Raw genomic sequence first — 23,494 nt, 5'->3', positions numbered from 1 at the left:
CTGATGTGAACGAGAAGTCGGTCCAAGGGTATTCGTAGCGGGAGCTGCCGGAGGTGGGGCCGATGGCGACGGAATAGTGCGGTGATGCATCGGCCAACCGGTCGATGCCCGTCTTGCTGCCGCAAGCCTTCATATGGAAGCGATCAGTTGGATCTCGACCGGTGCGTTGCCGGGCAAGGTGGCTACGCCCACGGCGGCTCGGCTGCCGATGCCGGCGGCGCCGAGTTCCGATTGCAGAAACTCGGACGCGAAATCGGCCAGTTGCGAATGCGCGGCAAACCCGGCTTCGGCGGCGATGTAGACGGTGAGGCTCAGGACGCCGGAAAGGCGCTCGCCCGCCGCGAGTTGGCCCTGGGCCGCCGAGAGCGCGTTGCGGCAGGCCAGGACGACCGCATCACGCCAGTCGAGCGGGTTCGCGTCGGCGGTGACCGGGCCGACATATTTCAGCACGCCATCGAGGCGCGGTGTCATGCCGGCCGTGAAGATCAGCGTCCCGTGCCGCACGGCCGGCCGGTATAGACCCTGGGGGAGCGGCATTCCCTCGCCGGCGCGAGCCCCGGTCATGCGCGGTAGCGCTCGACGAGTGCGACGAGGCGCTCGCTCGCCGCAACGGCGGCGGCATGGTCCTGCGAGAAATTGAGGCGGACACTGTTGCCGGAGAACGGGGCGAACTCAGTGCCCGGCGTTACGGTCACGTCGGCCTGCAGGCGCAGGATGCGGACGAAATCACCGCCCGATACCACAAGCTCGGGAAGGCCGGGAAAGATGTAGCTTCCCGCTTCGCTCGTGCGCACGGCGATGCCCTCGGTGCTGCGGAACACGTTCAGCAGGTCGTCGCGAATGACCTGATGCGCGCTTATGCGCTGCTCCATCCAGCCTTGGGGTTCGTTGAACCAGGTGTGCAGCACCGCCTGGCTGTAGCCACCGGCGCGCAGCGAGACGATGGCCTGGAGCTTTTCCATGCGACTGATGATCTGCCGCGACCCAAAGGCGACGCCGAGCCGGTAGCCGCTCAGGGACTCCGTCTTGGACGGCCCCATGATGGTGACGACATTTTCCGCGTCCACCGCCTGGGCCCGGAAATGGGTATAGGGCGCACCCGCATAGAGCAGCCGGGAATAGAGCTGGTCGACGATGACCGTCGCGCCATATTTCCGGGCCAGCGCGGCGATCGTCTCGATCTCGGCGCGGGAATAGATGACGCCAACCGGATTGTTGGGGTTGGAGAAAAGCAGGACCCTGGCGCCGGCCTTGAAGGCATCTTCCAGTTGGCCGAGATCAAGTCCTGCCCGCCCTTCGGTCGTCATATAGTTCAGGCGAACTGGCAGCATTTCCCCTTCGAGGAATTCCACCAGCTTACGATTGGCAAAGTAGTCCGGCTGCACGATCGCGACCTTGTCGCCGCGCGAAACCGTCGACGCGACGGCCAGGAACAGTGCACCCTGGGTGCCGGGGGTGATGATCATCCCCTCGCGGCCGTCAACGGGCGCGCCGGTGAAGGCAGCAAGGCGCTCCGCCAGCTCTTCGCGAATGCCCATATCGCCCCGATATTCGGTATAGGCCTGCCTTCCGCCCGCCGCGACACCCGCCGAGAACGCCTCGAACGATCCGGGAGTGGGGGTAAAAGCGTCGACATCGCCGTGGGAGAAGTCGACCGGGCGCCCGGCGAGCTTGTCGCCGCGCAGCAAGGATTCGACGCTGCCGGAGGCGTGACGAACCTCCTGCCCAGGCGCGTTATCGGTGCCGAGGCGGCTGAATTTGGTCTGGATGGTCATGGCAGGGTCCTGATCGGCGCGTTCAGACAGCATTGTGCTTCCCGTAATGTTCGGCAATGAAGTCGGCCGAGAATTTGCCGCTTTCGGTGTCCTGCCGCAACAGGTCCGCGTCACGCGCCTGCGGTGGCCCATAGCCGCCCGCACCCGGCGTTTCAATGATCGCAGCCTTCTGCGGGGTCAGTTTGATGCGGTTGGCCTTGGACGGAAGATCGATCCTGCTGCCGGCATCATCGAGCGTATAGAACTGGCCGACCGCACCGGCAGAACCGCCGAAGACGCCCCACGGCGCATTCCGGAAGCGTTCGCCGACGCCGTTGAATTCACAGTCATGACCAACCGGTCGGATAGTCCGTCGCAGGCCAAGGCCACCGCGGAATTTCCCGGCACCGCCGGAATTCTCCACAAAGGCATATTCCTCGACACGCAGCGGATATTCGATCTCGATGGCCTCGACCGGCAGGTTGGAGGTATTGGTAATGTTGACCTGCACCCCATCCTTGCCATCCTTGCTGGCGCGGGCGCCCATGCCGCCGCCCAAGGTTTCGAGATAGACATATTGGCGGCCCGTGCGCGGATCGATGCCAGCAAACACCGCGCTGGTATTGGCACCATTTGCCGCCCCGATGATGCGATCAGGCAAGGCCTTGGCCAGCGCACCGATGACGATATCGACGACGCGCTGGCAGGTATTGGCGCGCAAAGCGACCGAGGCCGGCGCAACGCAGTTGACGAAAGAGCCGAGCGGCGCCCGCAGCTCGACCGCATCGAAAATACCTTGATTGTTTGGCACTTCCGGGTCGAGCAAGGCCTTGAGCGAAAAGCAGACGGCCGACTGGGTGGCGTTCAGGGTAAGGTTGAAATTGCCCGGAACCTGCGGGTCGGTCCCCTCGAAATCGAAGACCATGCGTTCGCCGGACTTGTGGATCACCAGGTTGATCCTGATGTCTTCCGTCCCTGCGCCATCGTCGTCCATGACGTCGGAAAAGGCGTATTCGCCGTCCGGCAGTTGCGCGATAGCGCTGCGCATCCGCATATTGGTGCGGCGCACGATGTCGTCGAACACGGCCTCGAGATAGGTCGGGCTGCTGCCTGAGACGAATTCGCTCAAGCGGCGCTCGCCGAGCCGGGCCGCTGCGATCTGCGCGTTGAGATCGCCCTTGCGTTCTTCGGGCAGCCGCATGTTCAGTAGCAGCAGGCGCAGGATGTCATCTTGCAGGACGCCTTCGCTGTAGAGCCGCACGATGGGGATGCGCAGCCCCTCCTTGTAGATCTCGTCGAGACCACCGGACATGGAGCCGACGGCAGCGCCGCCCACATCGGCATGATGCACGATATTGGCGACAAAGCCGATCAGGCGGCCATCACCGAAAACGGGCATAGCGAGGTTGATGTCAGGCAGGTGCGTGCCGCCGGCCACATGCGGATCGTTGCCGATGAAAATGTCGCCCGGCGCGATGCTGTCGCCATATTGCTCCAGGATGTAGGTCATCAGTCCGGCCATGGATGCCAGATGGATCGGCAGGGCGTTTTCGGCCTGCACGATCAAGCGGCCGCGCGCGTCGGCTATCGCGGTCGAGTGATCGTGCCGCTCCTTGATATTGGTTGAGAATGCGCTGCGCATGATGGTCAGGAAGCACTCGTCGGTAATCGACTTCAGCGCATTCCAGCTGATCTCCAGCGCGATAGGGTCAAGGCTCGCCCGGTCAAGCATGGTCGATCTCCATAATAAGGTTGAGTGCCGAATCCACTGCTACGCTCGCCCATGGCGGCACCACGGTGGTGGAATCGAATTGGGTGATGATCGCCGGCCCGCGCATCGCGAAGCCCGCCTCCAGCGTGTTGCGCGGATAGATCGGCGTCGAAACCGGATTGTCTTCCTCGAACCAGACGTCGTGGTACTCGGAGGCCGTCGCCGGACCGACCGGCACTGACGACACCGGCCTGGCCTGCGCCAGACGCGCCAGCGCCCGCATCCTTATATTGACGATCTCGACGGGGGCGTCGCGGTCGACATGGCCGTAGTTACGTAGATGGGCGTCGAAGAAAGCTTCCTTGAGAATGTCGACTGCGGGGAGATCGGAGGAATTCCCAAGTCGTTCGACAACGACGGGCAGCTCGTAGTTCTGCCCGACATAGCGCATGTCCAGGGTGAGAATGCGATAGGCGTCGCTTGCGCCATCCGCCTCGCTCTCGATCCAGCGCTGCGCCTGCTCGTCAAGCTGGGCCACGCCCTCGTTCAGCGCGTCCAGCGCACCGTCCAATGGCGTGCGTGCGGTGAAGACGAAGTTTTCCTGCAGGTCGGCCTCGATCAGTCCTTCGGCACACAGAATACCGGGCGAAGCCGGGATGACGATGCGTTCGATGCCCAGCGACCTGGCCACATCGGCCGCATGCAGGCCGCCCGCCCCACCGAAGGGCATCAGCGCGAAATCACGCGGATCGTGGCCCTTTTCGGTCGAAACCGCCCGGATTGCCCTTGTCATGTTCGAGGAAACGATGCCGCAAATGCCCAGAGCGGCCTTCAGCTCGGAAATCCCCAGCGGCTCAGCAATCTTGCGGACCGCCGCCAGCGCCTTGTCGCGGTCGATCATCAACCCGCCCCCCGCCAGCGATACCGGCAACCGACCCAGCACAACATTGGCATCCGAAACGGTCGGCTTGTCGCCACCCTTGCCATAGCAGGCAGGGCCTGGCACGGCGCCGGCACTGTCGGGGCCGACCTTCATCAGCCCGTCAGGGCCGATATGGGCGATCGAGCCGCCACCAGCACCCACCGTGTTGATGCCCACCATGGGCAAGCGGATTCGGAACCCGGCAATGTCGCGAACGTGGGAAATCTCGGTCTCGCCGTCGCGGATGAGGCAGACGTCGGTGCTGGTGCCGCCGATATCGAGGGTGATCAGATTACCCATTTCCGATTTTGCACCGGCTGCCGCGGCACCCACCACGCCGGCCGCCGGCCCCGACAAGGCCGTCCTCACCGGAAATTCCAGCGCCTTGTCGACCGACATGATGCCGCCGCTGGACTGGAAGATGCCGAACTTGGCATTGGGCGCCACGCCGGCGACTGCACGCTTCAAGCGCTCCATGTAGCGGCCGACCTCAGGCTGCAGGAAGGCATTGATCAGCGTGGTGGAGAAGCGCTCATATTCACGGAACTCGGGCTGCACATCACTGGAGATCGAGACATAGACTTCCGGCAGCTCGCTTCTTATCGCGGCAGCGATGCGTTGTTCGTGGCTGGGATTGAGGAAGGAAAACAGCAGGCACACCGCGACGCTCTCGACGCGTGGCCCATCTTTCAGTTCTGCAATCAGCCTGGAGATTTCGGCATCAGTGAGCTCGATGATCGCTTCGCCGCTAGGCCCGATACGCTCCAGGACTTCCAGCCGGTTGCTGCGCGACACCAGTGGTGCAGGCGCATCTTCCTGCAGGTCGTAGATCAGCGGACGCACCTGCCGGCCGATTTCGACCAGGTCGCGGAAACCCTTGGTCGTGACCATGCGGATCGCGGCGCCCTTGCGCTGCAGCAGGGCATTGGTCGCCACCGTCGTGCCATGGGCAAAACGGACGATGTCCTCGCCGGCAATGCCGGTCTTTTCCTGCAATTCCCGGACGCCATCGAGAATGGCCCGCGATGGATCGTCCGGTGTCGAAGGGCGCTTATGAATATGCACCGCACCAGTGCTCACCTCACGCGCAGAAAAATCCGTGAACGTTCCACCGACATCCACACCGACGATCCAATCAGGCATTCACTTGTCTCATTTGTTCGAATTGGCGTTCGCGGGGCCACTCATTCTCAGTATCCATTTTGAATACTGAAAGCAAGAGGGTCGGCAGAACTTTGCGTGGCAATTCATTCGCCGATCGCACCCGCGTTTGGTCCGGCGGCTCGTGAGGCAGATTTCCGAAAAGGGGGGCGCCCCAGTTCAGGCTGGGCAACGGGCGAGCGCAGGCATTCACGGGATCGAACCGGGAAGCGTGGCAGCTTCCCCGGTTCGACCCCGTCTGCAGCGCCGTGTTAGCGGCGACGGAAGAACGGCAGGGCGATGATTGGGAGAATCATGACCAGCGTCGAAATGGCGGCGATCTGTGGGTCGATCTGGTGCTGAATGATCAGCCAGATCTGCTGCGGCAAGGTCGCGAACGAAACGCCGGCAATGAAGCTGGTGATGACGACTTCATCGAAAGAGTGGATGAAGGCGAAAATGCCAGCCGCCAGAATTCCCGGAGCCACCAGTGGGATGACGACGCGGACTATCGTACGGAACCGGCTCGCCCCCAGGCTGGCGGAGGCCATTTCGAGCCTTTTGTCGAGGCCCACGAAGGTACTGGACAGGATGATGACCACATAGGCCAGCGAACCAGGCGTATGACCCAGCAGCACACCCAGTGTCGAACCCACGACCCCCCAATCGGCAAATACCTTGTAGGTGCCCACGGCAGCAACGATGGATGGCACGATGATGGGCGCGAGAAGCAGCGCATAGAGAACCTGGCTGCCGCGGATATTGCCGCGAACCAATGCATAGGCGGCCGTACCGCCAAGAGCGAGCGAGAGCAGCGCCGTGCCGGTGGCAATGATGATGCTGTTGGCGGAAGCGTTCATCATCGTCTCGCTGGAGAAAAAGGTTTCATACCAGCGCAGCGACCAGGACGTCGGCGGGAAACCCAGCGCGTCGTTGCCGTTGAAGGACATGACGACGACGATCACCGAGGGGAGAACGAGGAACAGCAGCAGCAGCGCACTGAACAGGTACCAGAAGAGTTGAAACGGCACGAACCGCCTGGTGCTTTGGCCGACCTTGCGGTCCCACAGCCATTTCTGCAGTCGCATCATCGGCTCGGCATTCCCGGCCGCGCGCGTCATCCGGCCAAGAACCGCTCCCAGGCTCCGGGGCTTTCTGGCGTCCTGATTGCCGCCATTGACCGATGCAAGGCCACCGCCGGAGAGCATATAGACGCCCACGGTGAAGATGAGCAGGATCATCGAGATTGCCGAAGCATAGCGAAAATCCAGGAGAGTTTCGATGAGCTTGGCGATGATGTTCGACAGCAGGATATCCTTCGGCCCGCCCAAGGCGGCCGGCGTGATATAGAAGCCCAGCGAAATAGCGAACACCAGGATACAGCCCGCCTTCACGCCAGGGAGCGTCTGGGGCAGAAAGACCTGGAAGAACGACCGCAGCGGCCCGCCACCCAGCGCCTTGGCGGCGCGCATTTGCTCCATGTTCAAGCCGTGAACAATCGCGTAGATCGGCAGGACCATCATTGGCAGCGTCAGATGCACCATTCCGACCATGGCGCCGAATGTGGTGTAAAGCAGAGGAACCGGCCGATCTACCAGGCCTAAGGTCACCAGTATGTGGTTTATCAGACCGCTATCGCTCAGCAGCAGCATCCAGGCATAGGTCCTGACAAGCAGGCTGGTCAGATAGGGAAGGATGACACACACCAGCATGAAAGTGTGTCCTCGCTTCACCATCCGACTGACAAATACGGCGAGCGGATATCCCAGCACCAGACAGATGCCGGTCACCCATGCGCTATAGACGAAGGTGCGCCAGACAACGCCGAGCATGGTGCCGTTCGACAGGAACCGCTCGTAATGCTCCGTGGAAGCATCCGGCAGGTTGAAGCTCAACCCCACAATGTTGAGCAGGGGAAAGTAAAAAAGGACAAGCATGAACAACAAGGCCGGCAAAATCATGACCTTATTGATTCCGAAAGCAAAGATGTTCATTCACTTGTCCTTAGATAATCTCGGCACAAACAGATATTCAATCTACAAAATTATTGCAGAATCCAATCCTGCCAGCGCTCGGTAATGCGCTCTCCGTTGGTCTTTCCATCGGGACCAACTTCGCTGTACCAGTCCCCATCTATCGGATAGGCCTTATCGATATTGCCGGGAGCGGTGACGAGCGTCGCCGCGAGTTCTTCGGGGAGATAGTCGAATGCGGTGCTGTTGGCCGGGGCATATCCCATGATCCTGGCGAGCGTGGCCTGATGTTCGCCGCGTGTGGCGAATTCAATGAAGCGCTGCGCATCGGCGACATTTTTAGCGCCCTTGGGGATAGCCCACATCGCAGAATAATAGCGGGCCCCATTGAAGGTGAACTCGACCGGCACTCCGGCTTTCTGCAGCGCAACAATGCGCCCGTCGAAGCTGAGCCCCATATCCACTTCGCCGGCATTGAACATCTGCTGGGCATCGCTGGCCGTGGCCCACCATTTGCGGATATGCGGCTTGATCTCATCGAGCTTGCTGAAGGCGCGGTCGACATCGAGCGGATAGACCTGGTCCAGCGGCACACCGTCGGCAACCAGCGCTTCGGGAAGCGAGGATGATCCCACATAGGGCATCATCATGGTGCGAACGCCGGGGAAGCCCTCCACATTCCAGAAATCCGCCCAGCTCTGCGGACGCTTGCCCTCAGGCAGGGTTTCCGTGTTGTAGGCCAGGACGAGCGCGCTCACTTGCGCTCCAACACCCCAATCACGCCGGAACTGGGGCGCAATACCATCCAGTTCGCGCTGGTCGTAAAGGCTGTAATCGATGGGAATCATCGTGCCCGCGGCGGCCAGTTGCGGACCGGTTAGGGTATTGGTGAGGCCGACATCCCAGTCGACGGTATTGGTTTCGACGGCCAGGCCCCAGCGCTGCGATCCGATCTCGGCTTTCACAGCATTGACCTTGATGCCCGTCTCTTCCTCGAAAGGCTTGACGAAGGCCTCGATCAGCGCATCGGCAAATGCCCCGCCGCTGACCGTTACGGTCAATTCCTGCGCCTGCACCGAGGCGATGGTCAGGCTGACCAGTGATATGGCCAGCGCAGCCTTACCCAAATGAAATGTCATTCTCGTTCTCCTCCTAGTTAAAATGGTGACTGCCGTTGCGCGCCGGTTTCTTCGAACCGATCCCGCCTTATGCAGGCAATGGCGATATCAGGCCTCAATGATCCTCAGATCATGCGCGTGAATGGAGAGGGCCACCTGATCGCCAGACGCCAGTGTTTGCGTCCTGGCCGAGCACGGGGCCGTCATGATGAGTTGCAGATCCCCTGCGCGCAGCCAGTAGCGGTGCGCATTTCCCAGGAAAACGACTCGCTCCACCACTGCCGGCATCGACTTCACGGAGTCTCCTGCCGCCACGCCGCCATCCGGACGCGTCAGGGCGCATTCGATGCCCTCGGGCCGCACCATGGCGACCACTTGCTCTCCCTTGGCATGCTTCTTTCTGCTCGAGGCCAGAAGGCTGTGCCCGGCGGTCGTGGTGAACCGAACAAAATCCCCATCATGGCTGTCCACGACGCCCTCGATGAAATTTGCTTCGCCAAGAAAGCCGGCGACAAATTTGTTGGCCGGCTCCTTGTACAGGGCCGACGGCGAACCGAGCTGGACCAGTTGCCCCTTGTTCAGCACCGCGATACGATCGGACATCGTAACGGCCTCGGCCTGATCATGCGTCACAAAGACGATGGTCGCGCTCAGGCGCTCGTGCAGCTCTTTCAGTTCAAACTGCATCTCTTCGCGCAGATTGCGATCGAGAGCGCTCAGGGACTCGTCCATCAGGAGCAGGGGCGGATTGAAGACAATGGCGCGGGCCAGCGCAACGCGCTGTTGTTGCCCACCGCTCAACTGGCTCGGATAACGCTCGGCATATGCCTCCATCCGCACGCGCTCGAGCGCCCGCACAATCAGCTGCTCCCGCTCGGCTCCGCGAATGCCCCTCGCCGCGAGCGGATAGGCCAGATTGTCATGCACATTCATATGGGGGAACAGGGCGTAGCTTTGAAACACGATGCCCTGATTGCGTCGGTTCGGCGGCACGTGGGTCTGCACCTTCCCGCCGATCTTGATTGCGCCGGACGTCGGCTGATCAAAGCCTGCCAGCAACGTCAGCAGCGTCGACTTTCCCGACCCGCTCGGCCCCAGAAGCGTCAAAAACTCCCCGGGCTCGATTGCCAGATCGATATTGTCCAGCGCCTTGACCGACCCGAACGACTTGGTCACACCGGCGAATTCGGCGGATACACTATGGCTTGTTTCCCGCGAGACCGACCGCGTGCCGGAAGCGGCATTTCGCATGTCGGCCGTCTGAATTGCGCTAGCATTCATAGATGTGCCCTATTCTGAAGTTTGGGGTCCGACTGGCGCATGCGGCGCAGATCGCGGGTTTCGCAAGTCCTACCAGACGTCGTTCGATCCAGTATCCACATTGCATACTTACAGTCAAGTTAAACTGCGCCTTGCTCGGAAGCAAAGCCCTTAGTGGCGCGGCAGCAAGGCGAAAAGCCAGGCTGCGACCAGGGTGCAGACCGCCATGCCGGCAAAGATCACCCCATAGCTGACACCCATGTCCACCAAGGCACCATAGACCAGGGGACTGGCGATCGCGGTGATGGTCACCAGGACCTGCGAGACGCCGGCAATCTTGCCGAAGGCCTTGCGGCCAAACAGCTCTCCCGTCAGTGCGCTCGACACCGCCGTGCGACTGCCCCAGCTGAACCCGAAAACAATCGCAAAGACGGCCGCCGCGGCGAGTCCCGAACTGGCCGACAGGAGCATCATGCCCAGTCCTGCCCCGGCCGCGCCCAACGCCAGGAACCGCCCCTTGGGCATCATATCTCCCACTATGCCGCCAAGGAGTCGGCCAGCCAGGTTGAAGACATTCACCAGCGCAATGATCAAACCGGCCATCACCCGGCTATCGATACCTTCGACATAAGGAAAGAAGTGGACCATCAAAGCGAACTGGTGCACCCCGGAAAACGACATTGCCAAGGTCAATATCCAGAAGTTGCGGCCCCGCATCGCTTCGGACAGGCTGAGCCCACCGACATGCCCGCCTTTCTCGCCTGTTGATGGGTCAGCGCCGAGTGGCCGCAATCCCATCTCCTCCGGCATGCTCCTGACCATCAGCATCAGCGGCAGGCCCACCAGCACGATCATGATGCCGGTGCCCATTGCCGTTGCGCGCCAGCCGAATTGCGCCTGCGTCCAGACCATGAAAGGCAACAGGATAAAGCCGGAAACGGCAAAGCCGGCCACGGCGCAGCCCATTGCGGTCGCCCGCCGGGTCACGAACCAGGCGTTGATCAACTGGGCGACAACCAGCAGGCCGAGCAGGCTATTGGCCACCCCCATCAAGAGGCAGGCGACATAGAATTCGACGAGGCCAGAGGTCAGCGAAAGGACGGTAAAGGCGATGAAGTAAAGCAGCGTACCGGCGGCCATCATGATCCGGGCGCCAAAGCGGTCCACCAGAATGCCGGAGATAGGTCCTAGCAAGGTGTCCGAGGTCTGAAGCGAACGACCGAGCGCCGTTTCGCCCAGGCTCCAGCCGAATTCGGCGCGCAATGGCGTGGTATAGGTGGCAAGCCCCTGCATCGAAAGCGATGAGATCATCTGCGCGCTGAAGCCCGCCGCAACGATCACCCAGCCATAAAAAGGCATCCGGCGGCGAGGCGATGCTTCTTGTGATATCACGCTCATCTACGCTTCTCGCTTGACGTTTTTTCCGCATCCACTAAGGATACTGTAACACTCGAGCCTGCGCAGTGCAACGGCTCACCACCGACCCACAAAGGTAAGCCAATGACTCAATTCGTTGACCGGAATGTCGTTATCACGGGTGGCGCAGGAGGGGTCGGTGAAGCCTGCGCGGCGGCATTTGCAGCGGCGGGAGCGAATGTGACCATCCTCGATTGGTCGCAGGCCTCGCTTGGGGCGGCGATGGACCGGCTGGCCGACAAAGGAAAAGTCGCAGCCATGACGGTCGATGTCACCGATCGCGAGGCTGTGGCTGCAGCGTTCGACAAGATCGCCGAACAGGGCGGCACTGATGTGCTGGTCACTTCCGCGGCCATAGTCAAGACCGGACTTATCCTTGATTTCGATCCGGCCGACTGGGAGCGGATCCTGACCGTCAACCTGACGGGCACCTTCAATTGCTGCCAGTTTGCAGGACGACAAATGGTCGCCAAGGGCAAGGGGCGGATCATCACGGTAAGCTCGGTCAATGGCCAGATCGCCAATACCGGGCGCGGAGCCTATTCCTGCACCAAGGGGGGCGTCGACATGCTCACGCGCCTGCTTGCGGCCGAACTGGGTGACAAGGGCATAACGGCGAATGCAGTGGCCCCTACCCCGGTCAACACACCGATGGTTCTTCAGGTGCATGGCCCGAAAGACCGGGCAATCTGGGAAGCCCAGATTCCCGCCCAGCGCTATGCCGAGCCGGAAGAGGTTGCCGCGACCATCCAGTTCCTCGCCTCGGACGAGGCCGCCTATATCAACGGCCACATCCTCAATGTGGATGGCGGCTTCATGGCTTCAGGCGTCCTGCTGCGATAGGCACCCCGAGCCCCGCCACTACGGCACTGCAGCGAGATCTGGCTCCCAACTGTCCAGCGACAGATCGGTTATCGCCGACAATGCCTCTGACTGGCTGAACAGGATCGTGACGACCCTGTTCTTGGTCAGCAGGTAGTGATCAACCGCGAGCTTGTCTGCAGCCGACACGTCGTGATTTTCAAGCGCCTGGTAGATTTCGGCGTGCTGTCTGACGGTTTCGGCGAGATGGTCATGTAGGCTGCGGTCGAGAGCGCCATCTTCATACTCTATAGTGTCCGAGAAGCAGGCGCGGGACAGCCGGATGGTGCCAACCAGGGCGCTTTCATAAAATGCGGAAACATATTTGTTTCCAGAGGCTTCAGAAATCGCCTTATGGAACGAGTGGTTGGCTTCCGAGCGGACCACGCCATTACCGCTGACGACGGAATCCTCGAACACCTTCATATATTTGGCGATTTCCTTGAGATTCCGCTTGGTGCGATTCTCGGCCGCCAGCCGATGGATAAGGCGGCTCGAAATCAACAAGGCGTCATAGAGTTTCGGAACATCATCGAAATCCAGCGGAGCAACCTTGGCCTTGCGACCCTGGCGCACGACCAGTCCATCCGCGACCAGTTGAATGATTGCCTCACGCACGGGCGTGCGGGAAACGTTGAGACGATTGGCAACTTCGACTTCATCCAGGATGATCCCAGGACGAAGCTCGAGCTTCAGGATCGAATCCCTCAGTATTTGCGTAACCCGTGACCCGTCGCGTTCAGACATTGCATCCATTCTTCTGGAAGAACTCACCACTGTGATCCTAATCGTAACACCCGCGCGTTGTCACATATGTCACGAAATTAGGGAAGTTTGGGGATCCATCGTCGGGATCTCGGCAGAAATCCAGCGCACGAAATCGGAAGCCGCCCTGGACAGCCGCCGTTGCTGATTGGGCACGATATGCAGCGCGAGCGGGGAAATATCGCCCGGCCCGAACGGAGCCACGAGACGACCTGACGCCAGATAGCCTGCCGCATAGCTGGAGATCGTCGCCACGATGCCGCCCGCGCTGGCTACTGCCTCAAGCGCTGTGGCGACATTGTCGGTCTTGAGCGGCGGCTGCGCCGGCGCAACGGCAATGCCCTGGCTTTCCGCCCATCGGTCAAGAAAATCCATGGTGCCCTGCACATAGACGAGACGATTGGCATTGAACCATTGGGCATCCGGCGTGGTGCCGGCGCTTCGGGCGGTTTCAGGATCGCAAAGCAGCATCAGGCGCTCCTGCCCCAGCCGTTGCGCGCCGGCAACCGATTGGGCGCGGTCGAGAATGAGAATACTCAGATCGGCCAGTTCCACATTGGGATCGGTCCAGATCGTGCTGTTGAGGCGCAATTCCACCTGCGGGTGAGCGCTGCAGAACCGGCCGATATTACCCGACAGCCACAGCATCACGAAACTGACCGGGGCCGAGACCGTCACGCTGGTCGCCGCGCGCGTCCCAAGCAGCCCCCTGGTGGCGACTTCCGCCCGGTCCAGCGCGTCCGTGATGCCGGGCAGAAAGGCGGCGCCCACCTCGGTGAGCTCCAGCCCGTTGCTGCGCCGGTGAAAGAGGGGCCTGGCAAAGAACTGTTCCAGTGCCCGCACCCGCTGGCTGATCGCCGCCTGCGTACAGTTCAGCTCTTCGGCGGCCATCGTAAAGCTGAGATGCCGCGCCGCCGCTTCAAAGGCCTCCAGATAATTCAGGTGGGGGAGCTGGCGCATCAGACCTCAGTGTGATTTTGGAGACATTACTAAAACAGGGTCATTGGGTAAAGATTGATTGCTTGTACCAGGCTCTCCGATAGCGCTCATTTAAGCCAAGAAAATCGAGCAAATATCGAAGGTTGCCATGCCCCTGACCCTCCTGAAATACGGCCTCCGTGGGCGGCATGCTTCATTCCGCGACATTCCCGCGACTCCCGATCTCAAGCCCAGCTACGATGTTGTCATCGTTGGTGGCGGCGGACACGGTCTGGCCGCCGCCTTCTATCTCAGCACCGTGCATGGCATCACCAATATCGCCGTGCTCGAGAAGGGATATCTGGCGGGCGGCAATACCGCGCGGAACACCACCACCATCCGGTCGAACTACCTCACCACCGAGTCCATCCGCTTCTACAAGGAAGGGGTGAGCCTGTTTGAGACCATGTCGGAGGACCTTGGCTTCAACGTCATGTTCTCCCAGCGCGGGCAGCTCACCCTGGCGCATTCCGAGGCGACCATGCGCAGCTTCCACCTGCGCGCCGAAATGGGCAAGCATATGGGCGTCCGTACCGAGGTTGTCGATGTAAAGACGGTGCGCGCGATGTGCCCGCATCTGAACCTCGACGAAGGCGGAATGCATGAAGTCATGGGTGGCCTCTGGCACGCCGATGGCGGCACGGCCCGGCACGATGCCGTCGCCTGGGGCTATGCCAAGCGCGCCGCCGAACGCGGGGTCGAAATCCATCAGCGAACGACAGTCACCGGATTCAGGAAAGATGGCGACCGGGTTACCCACGTGGTGACCGATCGCGGCGAGATCGCCGCGGGCCAGGTGCTGCAGGCGGTGGGTGGCCTTAATGGCCAGGTGGCGGAGATGGCGGGGTTCAAGCTGCCCATCCGCTGCTTCCCGCTGCAGGCAATGGTCACCCAACCGCTCAAGCCCTTCCTCGATATCCTGCTCTCATCGGCGAACATGCATACCTACCTAGTGCAGTCCTCGCGCGGAGAGATCGTCATCGGCGGGGGCTCCGACCCCTACCAGCTCGCTTCGACCCGCTCGACGCTTGATCAGAAGGAGCACCTTGCCGAGGGCGTGCTGCACCTCTTCCCCTTCCTGCATAAGGTCAAGCTGCTGCGCCAATGGGCCGGCATTACCGACATGACGCCCGACTACAGCCCCATCATGGGCGCCTCGCCAATGCGCAACTACTGGCTCGATTGTGGCTGGGGCACCTGGGGCTTCAAGGCAACGCCGGTCGCGGGCAAACGCATGGCCGAAACCATCGCCACCGGGCGCGTGCCAGACATCCTGCTACCGTTCGACATGCGGCGGTTCGACAATTTCGCCCTGCTGAACGAAATGGGCGCCACGGCGGCGAGCCACTAAGGAGGGACGGATGAAACTTCTGACCTGCCCGGTCAACGGGCCCCGCAACATCATAGAATTCCAGTATCTGGGCCCCGTGCGCGCGGCAAATCCCGAGCTGCCCGACCAACTGACGGAAGCACTGTTTTATGTCGAGAACCCGCTCGGCATGCTGACGGAATGGTGGCGCCACACGCCCTCCAACACGATCTTCATCGCCGAACGGCACACCGTCACTGACCAGATCGTCGCAACCTACCTTCCCAATCGAAAGCCCGCCTGAAATGAGCGAACGTCTGACTGCCCCCTGGGGAACGCGCATAGACCGGTCGCACAAAATTCAATTTTCTTTCGACCGCCAGTCCGTGCACGGCTTTGCCGGCGACACCATCGCCTCGGCCATGGCCGGCGAGGATCGCTGGATTCTGTCGCGTTCATTCAAGTATCACCGCCCGCGCGGCATCCTGACCATGGCGGGCCAGGATGCCAATACGCTCGTGCAATTGCCGGACGAGCCGAATGTTCGCGCCGATCTTCGGCCCATCGCCGAGGGTATCGAGGTCATTGCCCAGAACGTTACCGGCACCGCCGACAATGACCACAAGGCGGTTCTGGACAAGCTCGGTCGCTTCCTGCCGGTGGGCTTCTACTATCGCAGCTTCTTTCGGCCCTACAGGAGTTCCTGGCTGAAGCTCTGGGAGCCGATTATCCGAAAGGCGTCGGGCCTCGGCAAGGTCGACCTGCACGCAGTCAAAGGTGACTATACGAGGGAAAACCTGCACACCGACGTGCTCGTCGTGGGTGCGGGACCGGCAGGACTGTCGGCCGCCATCAAGGCCGCTGAAGCCGGCGCCGATGTCCTCCTCGTCGATCCCAACCCCGAGCTCGGCGGGTCGCTCACCTATGCGCGCTTCGCGCCCGATCGCGAGGAAGCGGACGAGGCGCTGGCCGCCTTGCGGGAAAAGGCTGCGCAGCTGAAAAACCTGCGCATCTTCACCGATGCTACCTGCAATGGCTGGTTTGCCGACAATTGGCTGCCGGTACTCCATGGCAATTGCCTCTATCGAGTTCGCGCCAACCAGGTAGTCATCGCTGCCGGATCCCATGGCCAGCCGCTCATTTTCCGGAACAATGACCTGCCCGGCATCATGCTGGCATCGGCGGCACAGCGGCTGATGCGTCACTATGCCGTGGCTCCGGGTAAGCAGGCCATTGTCTTCGCCGGCAATCGCGACGGCTATCTCGCCGCACTCGACCTTATCGATGCGGGCGTGCAACTGGCGGCGGTTCTCGATCCTTCCGGCGTGCCGTCCTGTGCGGCTTCGGCCCAGCGGCTTGCCGATCATGGCGTGCGTATTGTGACGAACTGCAAAGTCATCGAGACCCTGGGCACGGCAGGCAACCGTCATGTCCGCGCCGTTCGCTTCGAGGCTCCCGGAACCGGCACGCAGATCCTCCCCTGCGATGCCTTCGTGATCGCGGCAGGCTATACGCCGTCCTACCAACTGCCCCTCCAGGCCGGTGCAAAACTGGGTTACGACGAGGAGGGCAGTCAGTTCGTGCTGAGCAACGTACCCGAGACCATGCATCTGGCGGGGTCGGCAGCGGGCTATTTCGAACTACGCGCCGTATTGCGCAGTGGTGAGATTGCCGGTGCCCGTGCTGCAGCTGGCGCGGGATACACGATCAGCGAACCCGAGGCCATTGCCGATGCCTTTGCTCGCGGCATGAACCCGTTCTGGGACATAGGATCTCATCCTCGGGGTCGCGATTTCGTCGATTTCGACGAGGACCTGCAGGTCAAGGACATCAAGAATGCGATAGCCGATGGCTATAGCGAGCTGGAACTCGTCAAGCGCTATTCGACCGTGGGCATGGGTCCCTCGCAGGGGCGGCATTCCGCGCTGGCCACAGCCAGGATCGTAGCGGACATGACCAGCCGCAAGGTCGCCGATGTGGGCATTACCACTTCGCGCCCACCCTTCGGCCCGGAAAAGCTGGGTTTGCTCGCTGGGCCCCAGCACACGCCATATCGGCACACCCCGATGCATGCCGAGCATGTCGCCGACCGGGCAAAGCTGACACCCACCGGCAATTGGTGGCGGCCGCTCTACTATCAGGGCAAGGGCTCCATCGCCGAAACCATCGCGCGTGAGGTAAACCTGGTGCGTAATGGTGTCGGCATGCTGGATGTTTCGACCCTGGGCAAGCTGGCCATCCGGGGGCCCGATGCCGCCATCTTCCTCGACCGCATCTATACCATGGCTCACGCCAAGCAGCCGGTGGGGCGCGTGCGCTACTGCCTGATGCTGAACGATATGGGTTCGATCATCGATGACGGAGTCGCCTACCGGGTATCGGAAACCGAATTCTACGTGACCGCGACTACAGGCGCCGTGGCGCGCGTGTTCAGCCAGATGCTGTTTCTCAATGCGCAATGGGGCATGCGGGTCGACATCCAGAACGTCACCTCGGCCTTTGCCGCGATCAACGTGACCGGCCCGCGCGCCCGTCACGTGCTCGAAGCGCTGGGTGGCGATATCGATCTTTCGGCCGAGGCCTTCCCCTATCTGCATGGCCGCGTCGGAATGATCGGCGGATACCCCGCCCATGTCATGCGCATCGGCTTCACGGGCGAACTGAGCTATGAACTGCATGTCCCGCAATCCTATGGGCTGGCGCTCTGGCGGCGGCTGAAGGAGGTGGGAGATGTCCATGGTCTGGAACCCTACGGCCTCGAGGCCTCGCGCATCCTGCGCCTAGAAAAGGGCCACATCATCATCGGCCAGGACACCGACGCGATTTCAAGTCCGGCGGAACTGGGCATGGAATGGGCCTTGTCCAGAACCAAGGAAAGGTTTCTGGGCAAGACGGCCGTCGAGGCGCGCAACAATCTCGGCCTGAAGCGCAAGCTATGCGGTTTCGAATTACCCAAGGACCATGGCATTCGCCTGGCCGAATCCTGCCTGATCCTGCACGACGGACAGCCCTCAGGCTTCGTGACGTCGACCGCTTATTCCCCAACGCTGGGCAAGTGGATCGGCCTGGCCTATGCGCATCCTGAACAGGCTGCGCCCGGTGGAACAATGCTGCTGCGCGGTCTCTGCGGCACCGAGGTGAATGCCCGGGTTATCGCCGCGCCTTTCTACGATCCCGAGAACAAGCGGCAGGAGATTTGAGATGGCTCTTGGCTCAAACCAGATGTCGGCGACAAACGTTGCACGCCGCACGACGCCGCTTGCCGGTCTGCTGCCGGCGCATAAAGCGCCCGGCACCGCAGGAAACATCGTACTCGACTGCACGAGCGGCGAACGGTTCGGCTTGCGGGGTCTCGGTGCCGCCGAATGGCTGTCGGCCCAAGGCGTCGCCTTGCCCGAAAAGGTGAACACGGTGCTGACCCTGCCCGACGGAACGAGCGTTCTCCGGCTTGGCCAGCAAGACATGTTGCTCACCGCCCCGGCCGGTGGCAACGGAAGCCGTGTGCGGGAACTGCGTGCTGCCTGGCGCGCCAGCGATATGGTCGCGAAAGGCTATGACGCCTATCGCGATGAGGGATGGGCCTGGTTCATCGTCTCCGGCAAGGACGCCGCTCTGTTGATGGCCCGCCTGTCCATGGCTGATTTCCGGGCACAGGCCCTGAAGGTGGGTCAGGTCGCGCAAACCCGTGCCCTGCATCAGGACGCCGTTATTGCCCGGCTCGACCGGTTTGGAGCGCTCTCATACGACATCTTCGTCGATATTGCGTCCAGCCAGTTCGTGCTGGACGTGTTGCTGGCAACAACAGCGGAGATCGATGCCGACTTCCGGCTGGAAGAATTGCGGGCCTCGGACGAATGACCGCGACCACCATCGATGGCAAGGCCTTCGCCGCCACCCTGCGCGCGCAGGTGACGACCCACGTGGCCGTGTTGAAGGCCGATCACGATATAGTGCCGGGGCTGGCCGTCGTCCTGGTCGGCGAAGACCCCGCATCGGAGGTCTATGTGCGCAACAAGGCAAAGCAGGCCGGCGAGTGCGGCATACGCAGCTTTGAAACGCGGCTCGATGCGGCCACCTCCCAAGCGGAACTGCTGGCGGTCGTACAACGGCTGAACGCCGATCCCGCGGTGCATGGAATACTCGTGCAATTACCGCTGCCGGCGCATATCGACGCCAATGCGGTGCTGGGGGCGATTGATCCGACAAAGGATGTCGACGGCTTCCACATTTCCAATGTCGGGCAGCTAAGCGTTGGTCAGAAATCCATGGTGCCCTGCACGCCCCTGGGCTGCCTGCTGCTGCTGCGGCAGTTTCACAAGGGCGGGCTGGCGGGTTCGCATGCGGTCATCGTCGGGCGCTCCAACATCGTGGGTAAACCCATGGCGCAGTTGTTGCTGCGCGAGCACTGCACGGTGACGATCGCGCATAGCCGCACCAGGGACCTCCCCAGCATCATTGGTGGCGCCGACATACTGGTCGCTGCTATCGGCAGGCAGGAAATGGTCCGAGGCGACTGGATCAAACCCGGCGCCACGGTCATCGATGTCGGCATCAACCGCGTTACCCGCGACGGCAGGACACGACTGGTGGGTGATGTGAACTTTGCCGAAGCGGCAGAAGTTGCCGGCGCCATAACGCCAGTCCCGGGCGGCGTGGGTCCAATGACTATCGCCTGCTTGCTGCTCAATACGGTCACGGCCTGCTGCCGTGCGCATCACCTGCCCGAACCGGCAGGTCTGGCGGAGCTTGGTCTCTAGCCGCTCGAATGGGCGCAAAACTCCTGCAAGGAATGAAATGACAAAGTATGTTTTCACGGTCACATGCCCGTCGACCCGGGGCATTGTCGCAGCCATCACCACCTATCTGGCCGAGGCCGGCTGCAACATCATCGACAGCTCCCAGTTCGATGATTTCGAATCCGGCAGATTCTTCATGCGGATCAGCTTCAAGCCCGAGCTCGAGACGGACCTCTCCACGCTGACCAGCAATTTCACCGGCATCGCCGAACGCTTCGACATGACCTATGCCTTCTCCGACTCGGCAGAACGGATGAAGGCGGTCATCATGGTGTCGCGCTTCGGCCACTGCCTCAACGACCTGCTCTACCGCTGGAGAATCGGCGCGCTGCCCATCGACATCGTCGCGGTCATCTCCAATCACCTCGATTACCAGAAGGTGGTCGTGAACCATGACATCCCCTTCCATTACATCAACGTGACGAAGGCCAACAAGGCGGAGGCCGAAGCGGCGCAGATGCGCATTGTCGAAGAGACCGGCGCGGAACTCATCGTTCTGGCCCGCTATATGCAGGTGCTGTCCGATACCATGTGCAAGAAGATGTCGGGGCGGATCATCAATATCCACCACTCCTTCCTGCCGAGCTTCAAGGGCGCCAATCCCTACAAGCAGGCCCATGAACGCGGCGTCAAACTGATCGGAGCGACCTCGCATTACGTCACCTCAGATCTTGATGAGGGGCCAATCATCGAGCAGGACATTGTTCAGGTCACCCACGCGCAAAGCCCGGGCGACTACGTTTCCCTCGGCCGGGATGTGGAGAGCCAGGTGCTGGCACGGGCCGTCCACGCCCATATCCATCGCCGGGTGTTCCTCAATGGCAACCGCACCATCGTCTTCCCGGCCTCTCCCGGATCTTATGCATCGGAGCGGATGGGCTAGGCTGACCCGCGGCCATTCACTGATGTTGTTCGAAAAACCGCCGAAGCAGCGAGTTTTCGGCGGCTTTTCCGCGCCGGCGCAGCGCCGCGCGACCAAATAAAACGGCCTCCCGCCAGAAACGGGAGGCCGGGATTCCGAGAGCCCTCTATCGTGGCCGGGCAGCCGTATCAGACCTGATCGGCGCGGAGAAGCGTATCGGAAACGAGATTTCCCCGCACCAGATCCGCCACGAATTCGCCGATGAGCGGTGCAAGGCTGGCCCCGTGGCTGGCGCTTGGCGAAACAATGGTGAAGCCCTCGTCACGCTCCAATACCAGCGTGCCACCCGGCGTATTGGCAGCCATGCAATGGCCCTCTGCATAGGCTTCGGTGCCAAGGCCGGGGAATTGGCGTTCGACATATTCAGCCATGTGATCGCGATCGTGGCCGTCGACAAAGACGTCCTGTCGCACAGCGGAGCCAATCGCCCTGCCACTGTTGAACTGGTAGATTTTCTGACCGGCATAACCGGCGTCGCGGCGGCCCGGAAGGCTGTGAATTTCCCGCCCAATGGCTTTGTGAATGACCGATGGCCAGAGGCTTTCGTCCCATCCGATCGGCTTCTGGTAGGGAAAGTGGAACACATGCTGCTGAAGCACTTCGATGGACTCGATGGCAGCATGCAGGCTGCGCGGTACGGGCGCAATGCGCAGCAATTCGGATAGCCGTCCGCCCGTGGCGACGATCACTTCGCTGCCTTCCGCCACTCGGCCGTCCTCGGCGCTCACCCGGTAGCCGGTCCGCGTCCGCTCCACGCTCGACACCGTGAACTCGGTCACGAGCTGGGCGCCAAGGCCTTGCGCCAACCCGATCATGTTCCACACGCCAACTTCCGTATCCACAACCGCAGCGCCCGGATGCCAGAGGGCGTCGGTATCGAAACGGATGGTCGGCCATCTCTGGCTGGCAGCGGCGGCTGACAATACCTCGTGCTCGATGGATTCTGCTTCGAGCGCCCGGGCAAGTGCCGGAATATCGCATGCCGCACCAAAGTCCAGGGCGCCATTGGCATGCATGATCTTGTTGCCGGATTCGATTTCGAGTTCTTCCCACCCGGCCCGCGCGCGCTTGGCCAGGCCGGTAAAACGGCCTTCATGATGTGTGTAGCGGAAAATTCGCGAAGAACCATGCGAGCTGCCCTGCACGGATGCCGGCAGGTCCTGTTCCAGAATAGCGACTTCCGCCCCGGTCTGCGCTAACCGCCAGGCAATGGCAGCGCCCGAAAGGCCCGCTCCGATGACCAGATATTTTGCGACGATCATGACTATTGGCTCCTTCGCCCCATGGCTGTGAGACCACCGGCAAGTTGAATAGGGGTTGCGGCCGATGTGCCGTTCTCAGGGCTCGATGGTGAGCGAAGCGAGCGCTTCGCGCAGGATCGGAGAATTTACCGAGAAGTATTTGCGGGGATCGACGCTCGACATCGTCTTGGCCTGATAGGACTTGTGATAGATGTTCTCGATCCTGGCCCAGCGACGCGTCATATAATTGCGCAGCGCATTCGGCAGGTCGGCATGGCGGGTCAGGGCATCGGTCAATACCGCTGCATCTTCGATTGCCATGCTGGCACCGCCTCCCAGGTTAGGCGGCGCGGCATGCACCGCATCGCCAACCAGCACCACGCGATCACTGAACCATGGAGGCTGTACCAACAGCCAGTGCACGCGGCGGAATTCCATCACCACTTCACCCGTTTCCACGAGTTGCTGGACATATCTGGCCTCGGGCACATCGAAATGTGTCAGCAATTCGCATGCCCGCTCCTTTTCCGCCTCGGGCGTAGGGGGGACGTTCGAGCAGAATATCGCTGAGCGAGATGGCGCAACGGTCGCGCCCGCTGGGATAGAGCTGGAAGGACCTGAACCCCTCGCCCGACCAGAGGCTGGGATTTTTTACGGCTATATCCTTGTTGGGCACGGTAGCCTGCCAGGTGCCGTTCGCAGCGCGCCGCGGCGCCTGCTGGATGTCGAGCACGTCGCGCCGGACCGTAGAAAATACGCCGTCGGCACCCACGAGCAGGTCGTATTTGCCGCTGGTGCCGTCGGTGAAGGTGACTTCGACGCCGTCCTGCGTTTCCCGAACGGTTTCGAAGGTCACATGGTGCTTGATATGCGCGCCACGCGCACGGGCGTTCCGGTCCAGCATAGCAGCCAAATCCGGCCGGCTGATCATCACCTGGCCTGGCTGACCCGGCGCAATGGGAATCTCGGCATAATCGACGACCTTGGTCAGATTGCCCCTGGCATCAAAATTTTCCAACTTCTCGGAGATAGCGCCGGACGCCAGCAATTCATCCTTGAGCCCGAGCTGTTCCAACGCCCTGATCGAGAAGCTCCAGAGGCCGATAGCCGATCCGGAGGTCCTGGGATTCCGCTCGGCCACTTCGACATGCACTCCAGCGGCCGTCAGGCCGTTGGCCAGGGCCAGCCCACTGACCCCGCCGCCAACGATCAATACCCTGGAAACCGCGCCGACGGACCCTGACGGTTCAACTGCTGACAATTCGACCTCCTACCCGAATAGTGATCGCATTCTCTTTGACGAGATTGCATATCCACATCGCCTTGAG

The 23,494-nt window shown here is 61.6% G+C and carries 20 protein-coding genes; 7 read left to right on the top strand and 13 right to left on the bottom strand.

The genetic code is table 11. The annotated features are described in order from the left end of the window. Nucleotides 1-129 precede the first annotated feature (129 nt). The 8 genes from FPZ08_RS19730 to FPZ08_RS19695 form a co-directional block, all read right to left on the bottom strand. Nucleotides 130-564 carry a RidA family protein gene (locus tag FPZ08_RS19730; RefSeq protein WP_146292116.1) on the bottom strand — a complete coding sequence of 145 codons (435 nt, stop codon included), beginning with the start codon at nt 562-564 and terminating at the stop codon, nt 130-132. Further along, nucleotides 561-1,808, bottom strand: a complete 1,248-nt coding sequence (locus FPZ08_RS19725; protein WP_246132728.1) for a pyridoxal phosphate-dependent aminotransferase — start codon at nt 1,806-1,808, stop codon at nt 561-563. Before FPZ08_RS19725 ends, FPZ08_RS19730 begins: the two co-directional genes overlap by 4 nt. Continuing rightward, nucleotides 1,798-3,486: a hydantoinase B/oxoprolinase family protein gene (locus FPZ08_RS19720; RefSeq protein WP_146292114.1), complete on the bottom strand. Its 1,689-nt coding sequence runs from the start codon at nt 3,484-3,486 to the stop codon at nt 1,798-1,800. The genes FPZ08_RS19725 and FPZ08_RS19720 overlap by 11 nt, the downstream gene beginning before the upstream one ends. Continuing rightward, nucleotides 3,479-5,530: a hydantoinase/oxoprolinase family protein gene (locus tag FPZ08_RS19715; RefSeq protein ID WP_146292112.1), complete on the bottom strand. Its 2,052-nt coding sequence runs from the start codon at nt 5,528-5,530 to the stop codon at nt 3,479-3,481. Before FPZ08_RS19715 ends, FPZ08_RS19720 begins: the two co-directional genes overlap by 8 nt. Before the next feature lie 269 nt (nt 5,531-5,799). Next, nucleotides 5,800-7,521, bottom strand: coding sequence for an ABC transporter permease subunit (locus FPZ08_RS19710; RefSeq protein WP_146292110.1), 1,722 nt, complete (start codon nt 7,519-7,521; stop codon nt 5,800-5,802). Between the two features lie 50 nt (nt 7,522-7,571). Next, complete coding sequence (locus FPZ08_RS19705) at nt 7,572-8,639, bottom strand: ABC transporter substrate-binding protein (RefSeq protein WP_146292108.1); 1,068 nt, start codon at nt 8,637-8,639, stop codon at nt 7,572-7,574. An 87-nt stretch (nt 8,640-8,726) separates the two neighbouring features. Next, entirely contained in the window at nt 8,727-9,899 is a 1,173-nt protein-coding gene (locus FPZ08_RS19700; protein ID WP_146292106.1) for an ABC transporter ATP-binding protein, read from the bottom strand. Nucleotides 9,900-10,049: 150 nt separating this feature from the next. Then, the gene (locus tag FPZ08_RS19695; protein ID WP_186767092.1) at nt 10,050-11,189 is read right to left on the bottom strand and encodes an MFS transporter; all 1,140 of its coding nucleotides are present in this window, start codon (nt 11,187-11,189) and stop codon (nt 10,050-10,052) included. Nucleotides 11,190-11,378: 189 nt separating this feature from the next. On the opposite strand from FPZ08_RS19695, the gene FPZ08_RS19690 reads away from it, so the two are divergent. Continuing rightward, nucleotides 11,379-12,137 carry an SDR family NAD(P)-dependent oxidoreductase gene (locus tag FPZ08_RS19690; RefSeq protein ID WP_146292102.1) on the top strand — a complete coding sequence of 253 codons (759 nt, stop codon included), beginning with the start codon at nt 11,379-11,381 and terminating at the stop codon, nt 12,135-12,137. An 18-nt stretch (nt 12,138-12,155) separates the two neighbouring features. On the opposite strand, the gene FPZ08_RS19685 is transcribed toward FPZ08_RS19690, so the two are convergent. Both FPZ08_RS19685 and FPZ08_RS22480 read right to left on the bottom strand, forming a co-directional pair. Next, nucleotides 12,156-12,902, bottom strand: a complete 747-nt coding sequence (locus FPZ08_RS19685) for a GntR family transcriptional regulator (protein ID WP_186767091.1) — start codon at nt 12,900-12,902, stop codon at nt 12,156-12,158. A 69-nt stretch (nt 12,903-12,971) separates the two neighbouring features. Beyond that, nucleotides 12,972-13,880 carry a LysR substrate-binding domain-containing protein gene (locus FPZ08_RS22480; RefSeq protein ID WP_146292098.1) on the bottom strand — a complete coding sequence of 303 codons (909 nt, stop codon included), beginning with the start codon at nt 13,878-13,880 and terminating at the stop codon, nt 12,972-12,974. Nucleotides 13,881-14,007: 127 nt separating this feature from the next. Between FPZ08_RS22480 and FPZ08_RS19675 the strand changes: the two genes are divergently transcribed. Genes FPZ08_RS19675 through purU form a run of 6 tightly spaced genes read left to right on the top strand, consistent with a single transcriptional unit; the run spans nt 14,008 to nt 20,886 of the window. After that, nucleotides 14,008-15,249: an FAD-dependent oxidoreductase gene (locus tag FPZ08_RS19675; protein ID WP_146292096.1), complete on the top strand. Its 1,242-nt coding sequence runs from the start codon at nt 14,008-14,010 to the stop codon at nt 15,247-15,249. A 10-nt stretch (nt 15,250-15,259) separates the two neighbouring features. Continuing rightward, nucleotides 15,260-15,511: a sarcosine oxidase subunit delta gene (locus FPZ08_RS19670; RefSeq protein ID WP_146292094.1), complete on the top strand. Its 252-nt coding sequence runs from the start codon at nt 15,260-15,262 to the stop codon at nt 15,509-15,511. Between the two features lies 1 nt (nt 15,512). Continuing rightward, nucleotides 15,513-18,407: an FAD-dependent oxidoreductase gene (locus FPZ08_RS19665; RefSeq protein WP_146292092.1), complete on the top strand. Its 2,895-nt coding sequence runs from the start codon at nt 15,513-15,515 to the stop codon at nt 18,405-18,407. A 1-nt stretch (nt 18,408) separates the two neighbouring features. Continuing rightward, entirely contained in the window at nt 18,409-19,065 is a 657-nt protein-coding gene (locus FPZ08_RS19660) for a hypothetical protein (protein WP_186767090.1), read from the top strand. Next, complete coding sequence (folD, locus tag FPZ08_RS19655) at nt 19,062-19,964, top strand: bifunctional methylenetetrahydrofolate dehydrogenase/methenyltetrahydrofolate cyclohydrolase FolD (protein ID WP_146292088.1); 903 nt, start codon at nt 19,062-19,064, stop codon at nt 19,962-19,964. Before FPZ08_RS19660 ends, folD begins: the two co-directional genes overlap by 4 nt. Nucleotides 19,965-20,001: 37 nt before the next feature. Further along, nucleotides 20,002-20,886, top strand: coding sequence for a formyltetrahydrofolate deformylase (gene purU / locus FPZ08_RS19650; RefSeq protein ID WP_146292085.1), 885 nt, complete (start codon nt 20,002-20,004; stop codon nt 20,884-20,886). Between the two features lie 167 nt (nt 20,887-21,053). Here the strand turns inward: purU and FPZ08_RS19645 are convergent, their stop codons facing one another. The 3 genes from FPZ08_RS19645 to FPZ08_RS19635 form a co-directional block, all read right to left on the bottom strand. Continuing rightward, nucleotides 21,054-22,187, bottom strand: coding sequence for an FAD-dependent oxidoreductase (locus FPZ08_RS19645; protein ID WP_146292083.1), 1,134 nt, complete (start codon nt 22,185-22,187; stop codon nt 21,054-21,056). Between the two features lie 75 nt (nt 22,188-22,262). Next, complete coding sequence (locus tag FPZ08_RS19640; protein WP_146292081.1) at nt 22,263-22,604, bottom strand: FAD-dependent monooxygenase; 342 nt, start codon at nt 22,602-22,604, stop codon at nt 22,263-22,265. A 7-nt stretch (nt 22,605-22,611) separates the two neighbouring features. Further along, entirely contained in the window at nt 22,612-23,427 is an 816-nt protein-coding gene (locus FPZ08_RS19635; RefSeq protein ID WP_146292079.1) for an FAD-dependent monooxygenase, read from the bottom strand. Between the last annotated feature and the right edge of the window lie 67 nt (nt 23,428-23,494).

This window comes from Devosia ginsengisoli (assembly GCF_007859655.1).
Classification (GTDB): Bacteria; Pseudomonadota; Alphaproteobacteria; order Rhizobiales; family Devosiaceae; genus Devosia; species Devosia ginsengisoli.
The sequence above is the reverse complement of the archived record's forward strand: the minus strand, read 5'-3'. Positions and strand labels throughout refer to the sequence as shown.

What these genes read in the sequence shown, in the direction of transcription:
- FPZ08_RS22480 (WP_146292098.1), bottom strand. Translation starts at nt 13,880, where the DNA reads ATGCGCCAGCTCCCCCACCTGAATTATCTGGAGGCCTTTGAAGCGGCG.
- folD (WP_146292088.1), top strand. Translation starts at nt 19,062, where the DNA reads ATGACCGCGACCACCATCGATGGCAAGGCCTTCGCCGCCACCCTGCGC.
- FPZ08_RS19720 (WP_146292114.1), bottom strand. Translation starts at nt 3,486, where the DNA reads ATGCTTGACCGGGCGAGCCTTGACCCTATCGCGCTGGAGATCAGCTGG.
- FPZ08_RS19730 (WP_146292116.1), bottom strand. Translation starts at nt 564, where the DNA reads ATGACCGGGGCTCGCGCCGGCGAGGGAATGCCGCTCCCCCAGGGTCTA.
- FPZ08_RS19725 (WP_246132728.1), bottom strand. Translation starts at nt 1,808, where the DNA reads ATGCTGTCTGAACGCGCCGATCAGGACCCTGCCATGACCATCCAGACC.
- FPZ08_RS19640 (WP_146292081.1), bottom strand. Translation starts at nt 22,604, where the DNA reads ATGGAATTCCGCCGCGTGCACTGGCTGTTGGTACAGCCTCCATGGTTC.
- FPZ08_RS19665 (WP_146292092.1), top strand. Translation starts at nt 15,513, where the DNA reads ATGAGCGAACGTCTGACTGCCCCCTGGGGAACGCGCATAGACCGGTCG.
- FPZ08_RS19715 (WP_146292112.1), bottom strand. Translation starts at nt 5,530, where the DNA reads ATGCCTGATTGGATCGTCGGTGTGGATGTCGGTGGAACGTTCACGGAT.
- FPZ08_RS19675 (WP_146292096.1), top strand. Translation starts at nt 14,008, where the DNA reads ATGCCCCTGACCCTCCTGAAATACGGCCTCCGTGGGCGGCATGCTTCA.
- FPZ08_RS19685 (WP_186767091.1), bottom strand. Translation starts at nt 12,902, where the DNA reads ATGTCTGAACGCGACGGGTCACGGGTTACGCAAATACTGAGGGATTCG.
- FPZ08_RS19660 (WP_186767090.1), top strand. Translation starts at nt 18,409, where the DNA reads ATGGCTCTTGGCTCAAACCAGATGTCGGCGACAAACGTTGCACGCCGC.
- FPZ08_RS19710 (WP_146292110.1), bottom strand. Translation starts at nt 7,521, where the DNA reads ATGAACATCTTTGCTTTCGGAATCAATAAGGTCATGATTTTGCCGGCC.
- FPZ08_RS19705 (WP_146292108.1), bottom strand. Translation starts at nt 8,639, where the DNA reads ATGACATTTCATTTGGGTAAGGCTGCGCTGGCCATATCACTGGTCAGC.
- FPZ08_RS19700 (WP_146292106.1), bottom strand. Translation starts at nt 9,899, where the DNA reads ATGAATGCTAGCGCAATTCAGACGGCCGACATGCGAAATGCCGCTTCC.
- FPZ08_RS19645 (WP_146292083.1), bottom strand. Translation starts at nt 22,187, where the DNA reads ATGATCGTCGCAAAATATCTGGTCATCGGAGCGGGCCTTTCGGGCGCT.
- FPZ08_RS19690 (WP_146292102.1), top strand. Translation starts at nt 11,379, where the DNA reads ATGACTCAATTCGTTGACCGGAATGTCGTTATCACGGGTGGCGCAGGA.
- purU (WP_146292085.1), top strand. Translation starts at nt 20,002, where the DNA reads ATGACAAAGTATGTTTTCACGGTCACATGCCCGTCGACCCGGGGCATT.
- FPZ08_RS19695 (WP_186767092.1), bottom strand. Translation starts at nt 11,189, where the DNA reads ATGATCTCATCGCTTTCGATGCAGGGGCTTGCCACCTATACCACGCCA.
- FPZ08_RS19670 (WP_146292094.1), top strand. Translation starts at nt 15,260, where the DNA reads ATGAAACTTCTGACCTGCCCGGTCAACGGGCCCCGCAACATCATAGAA.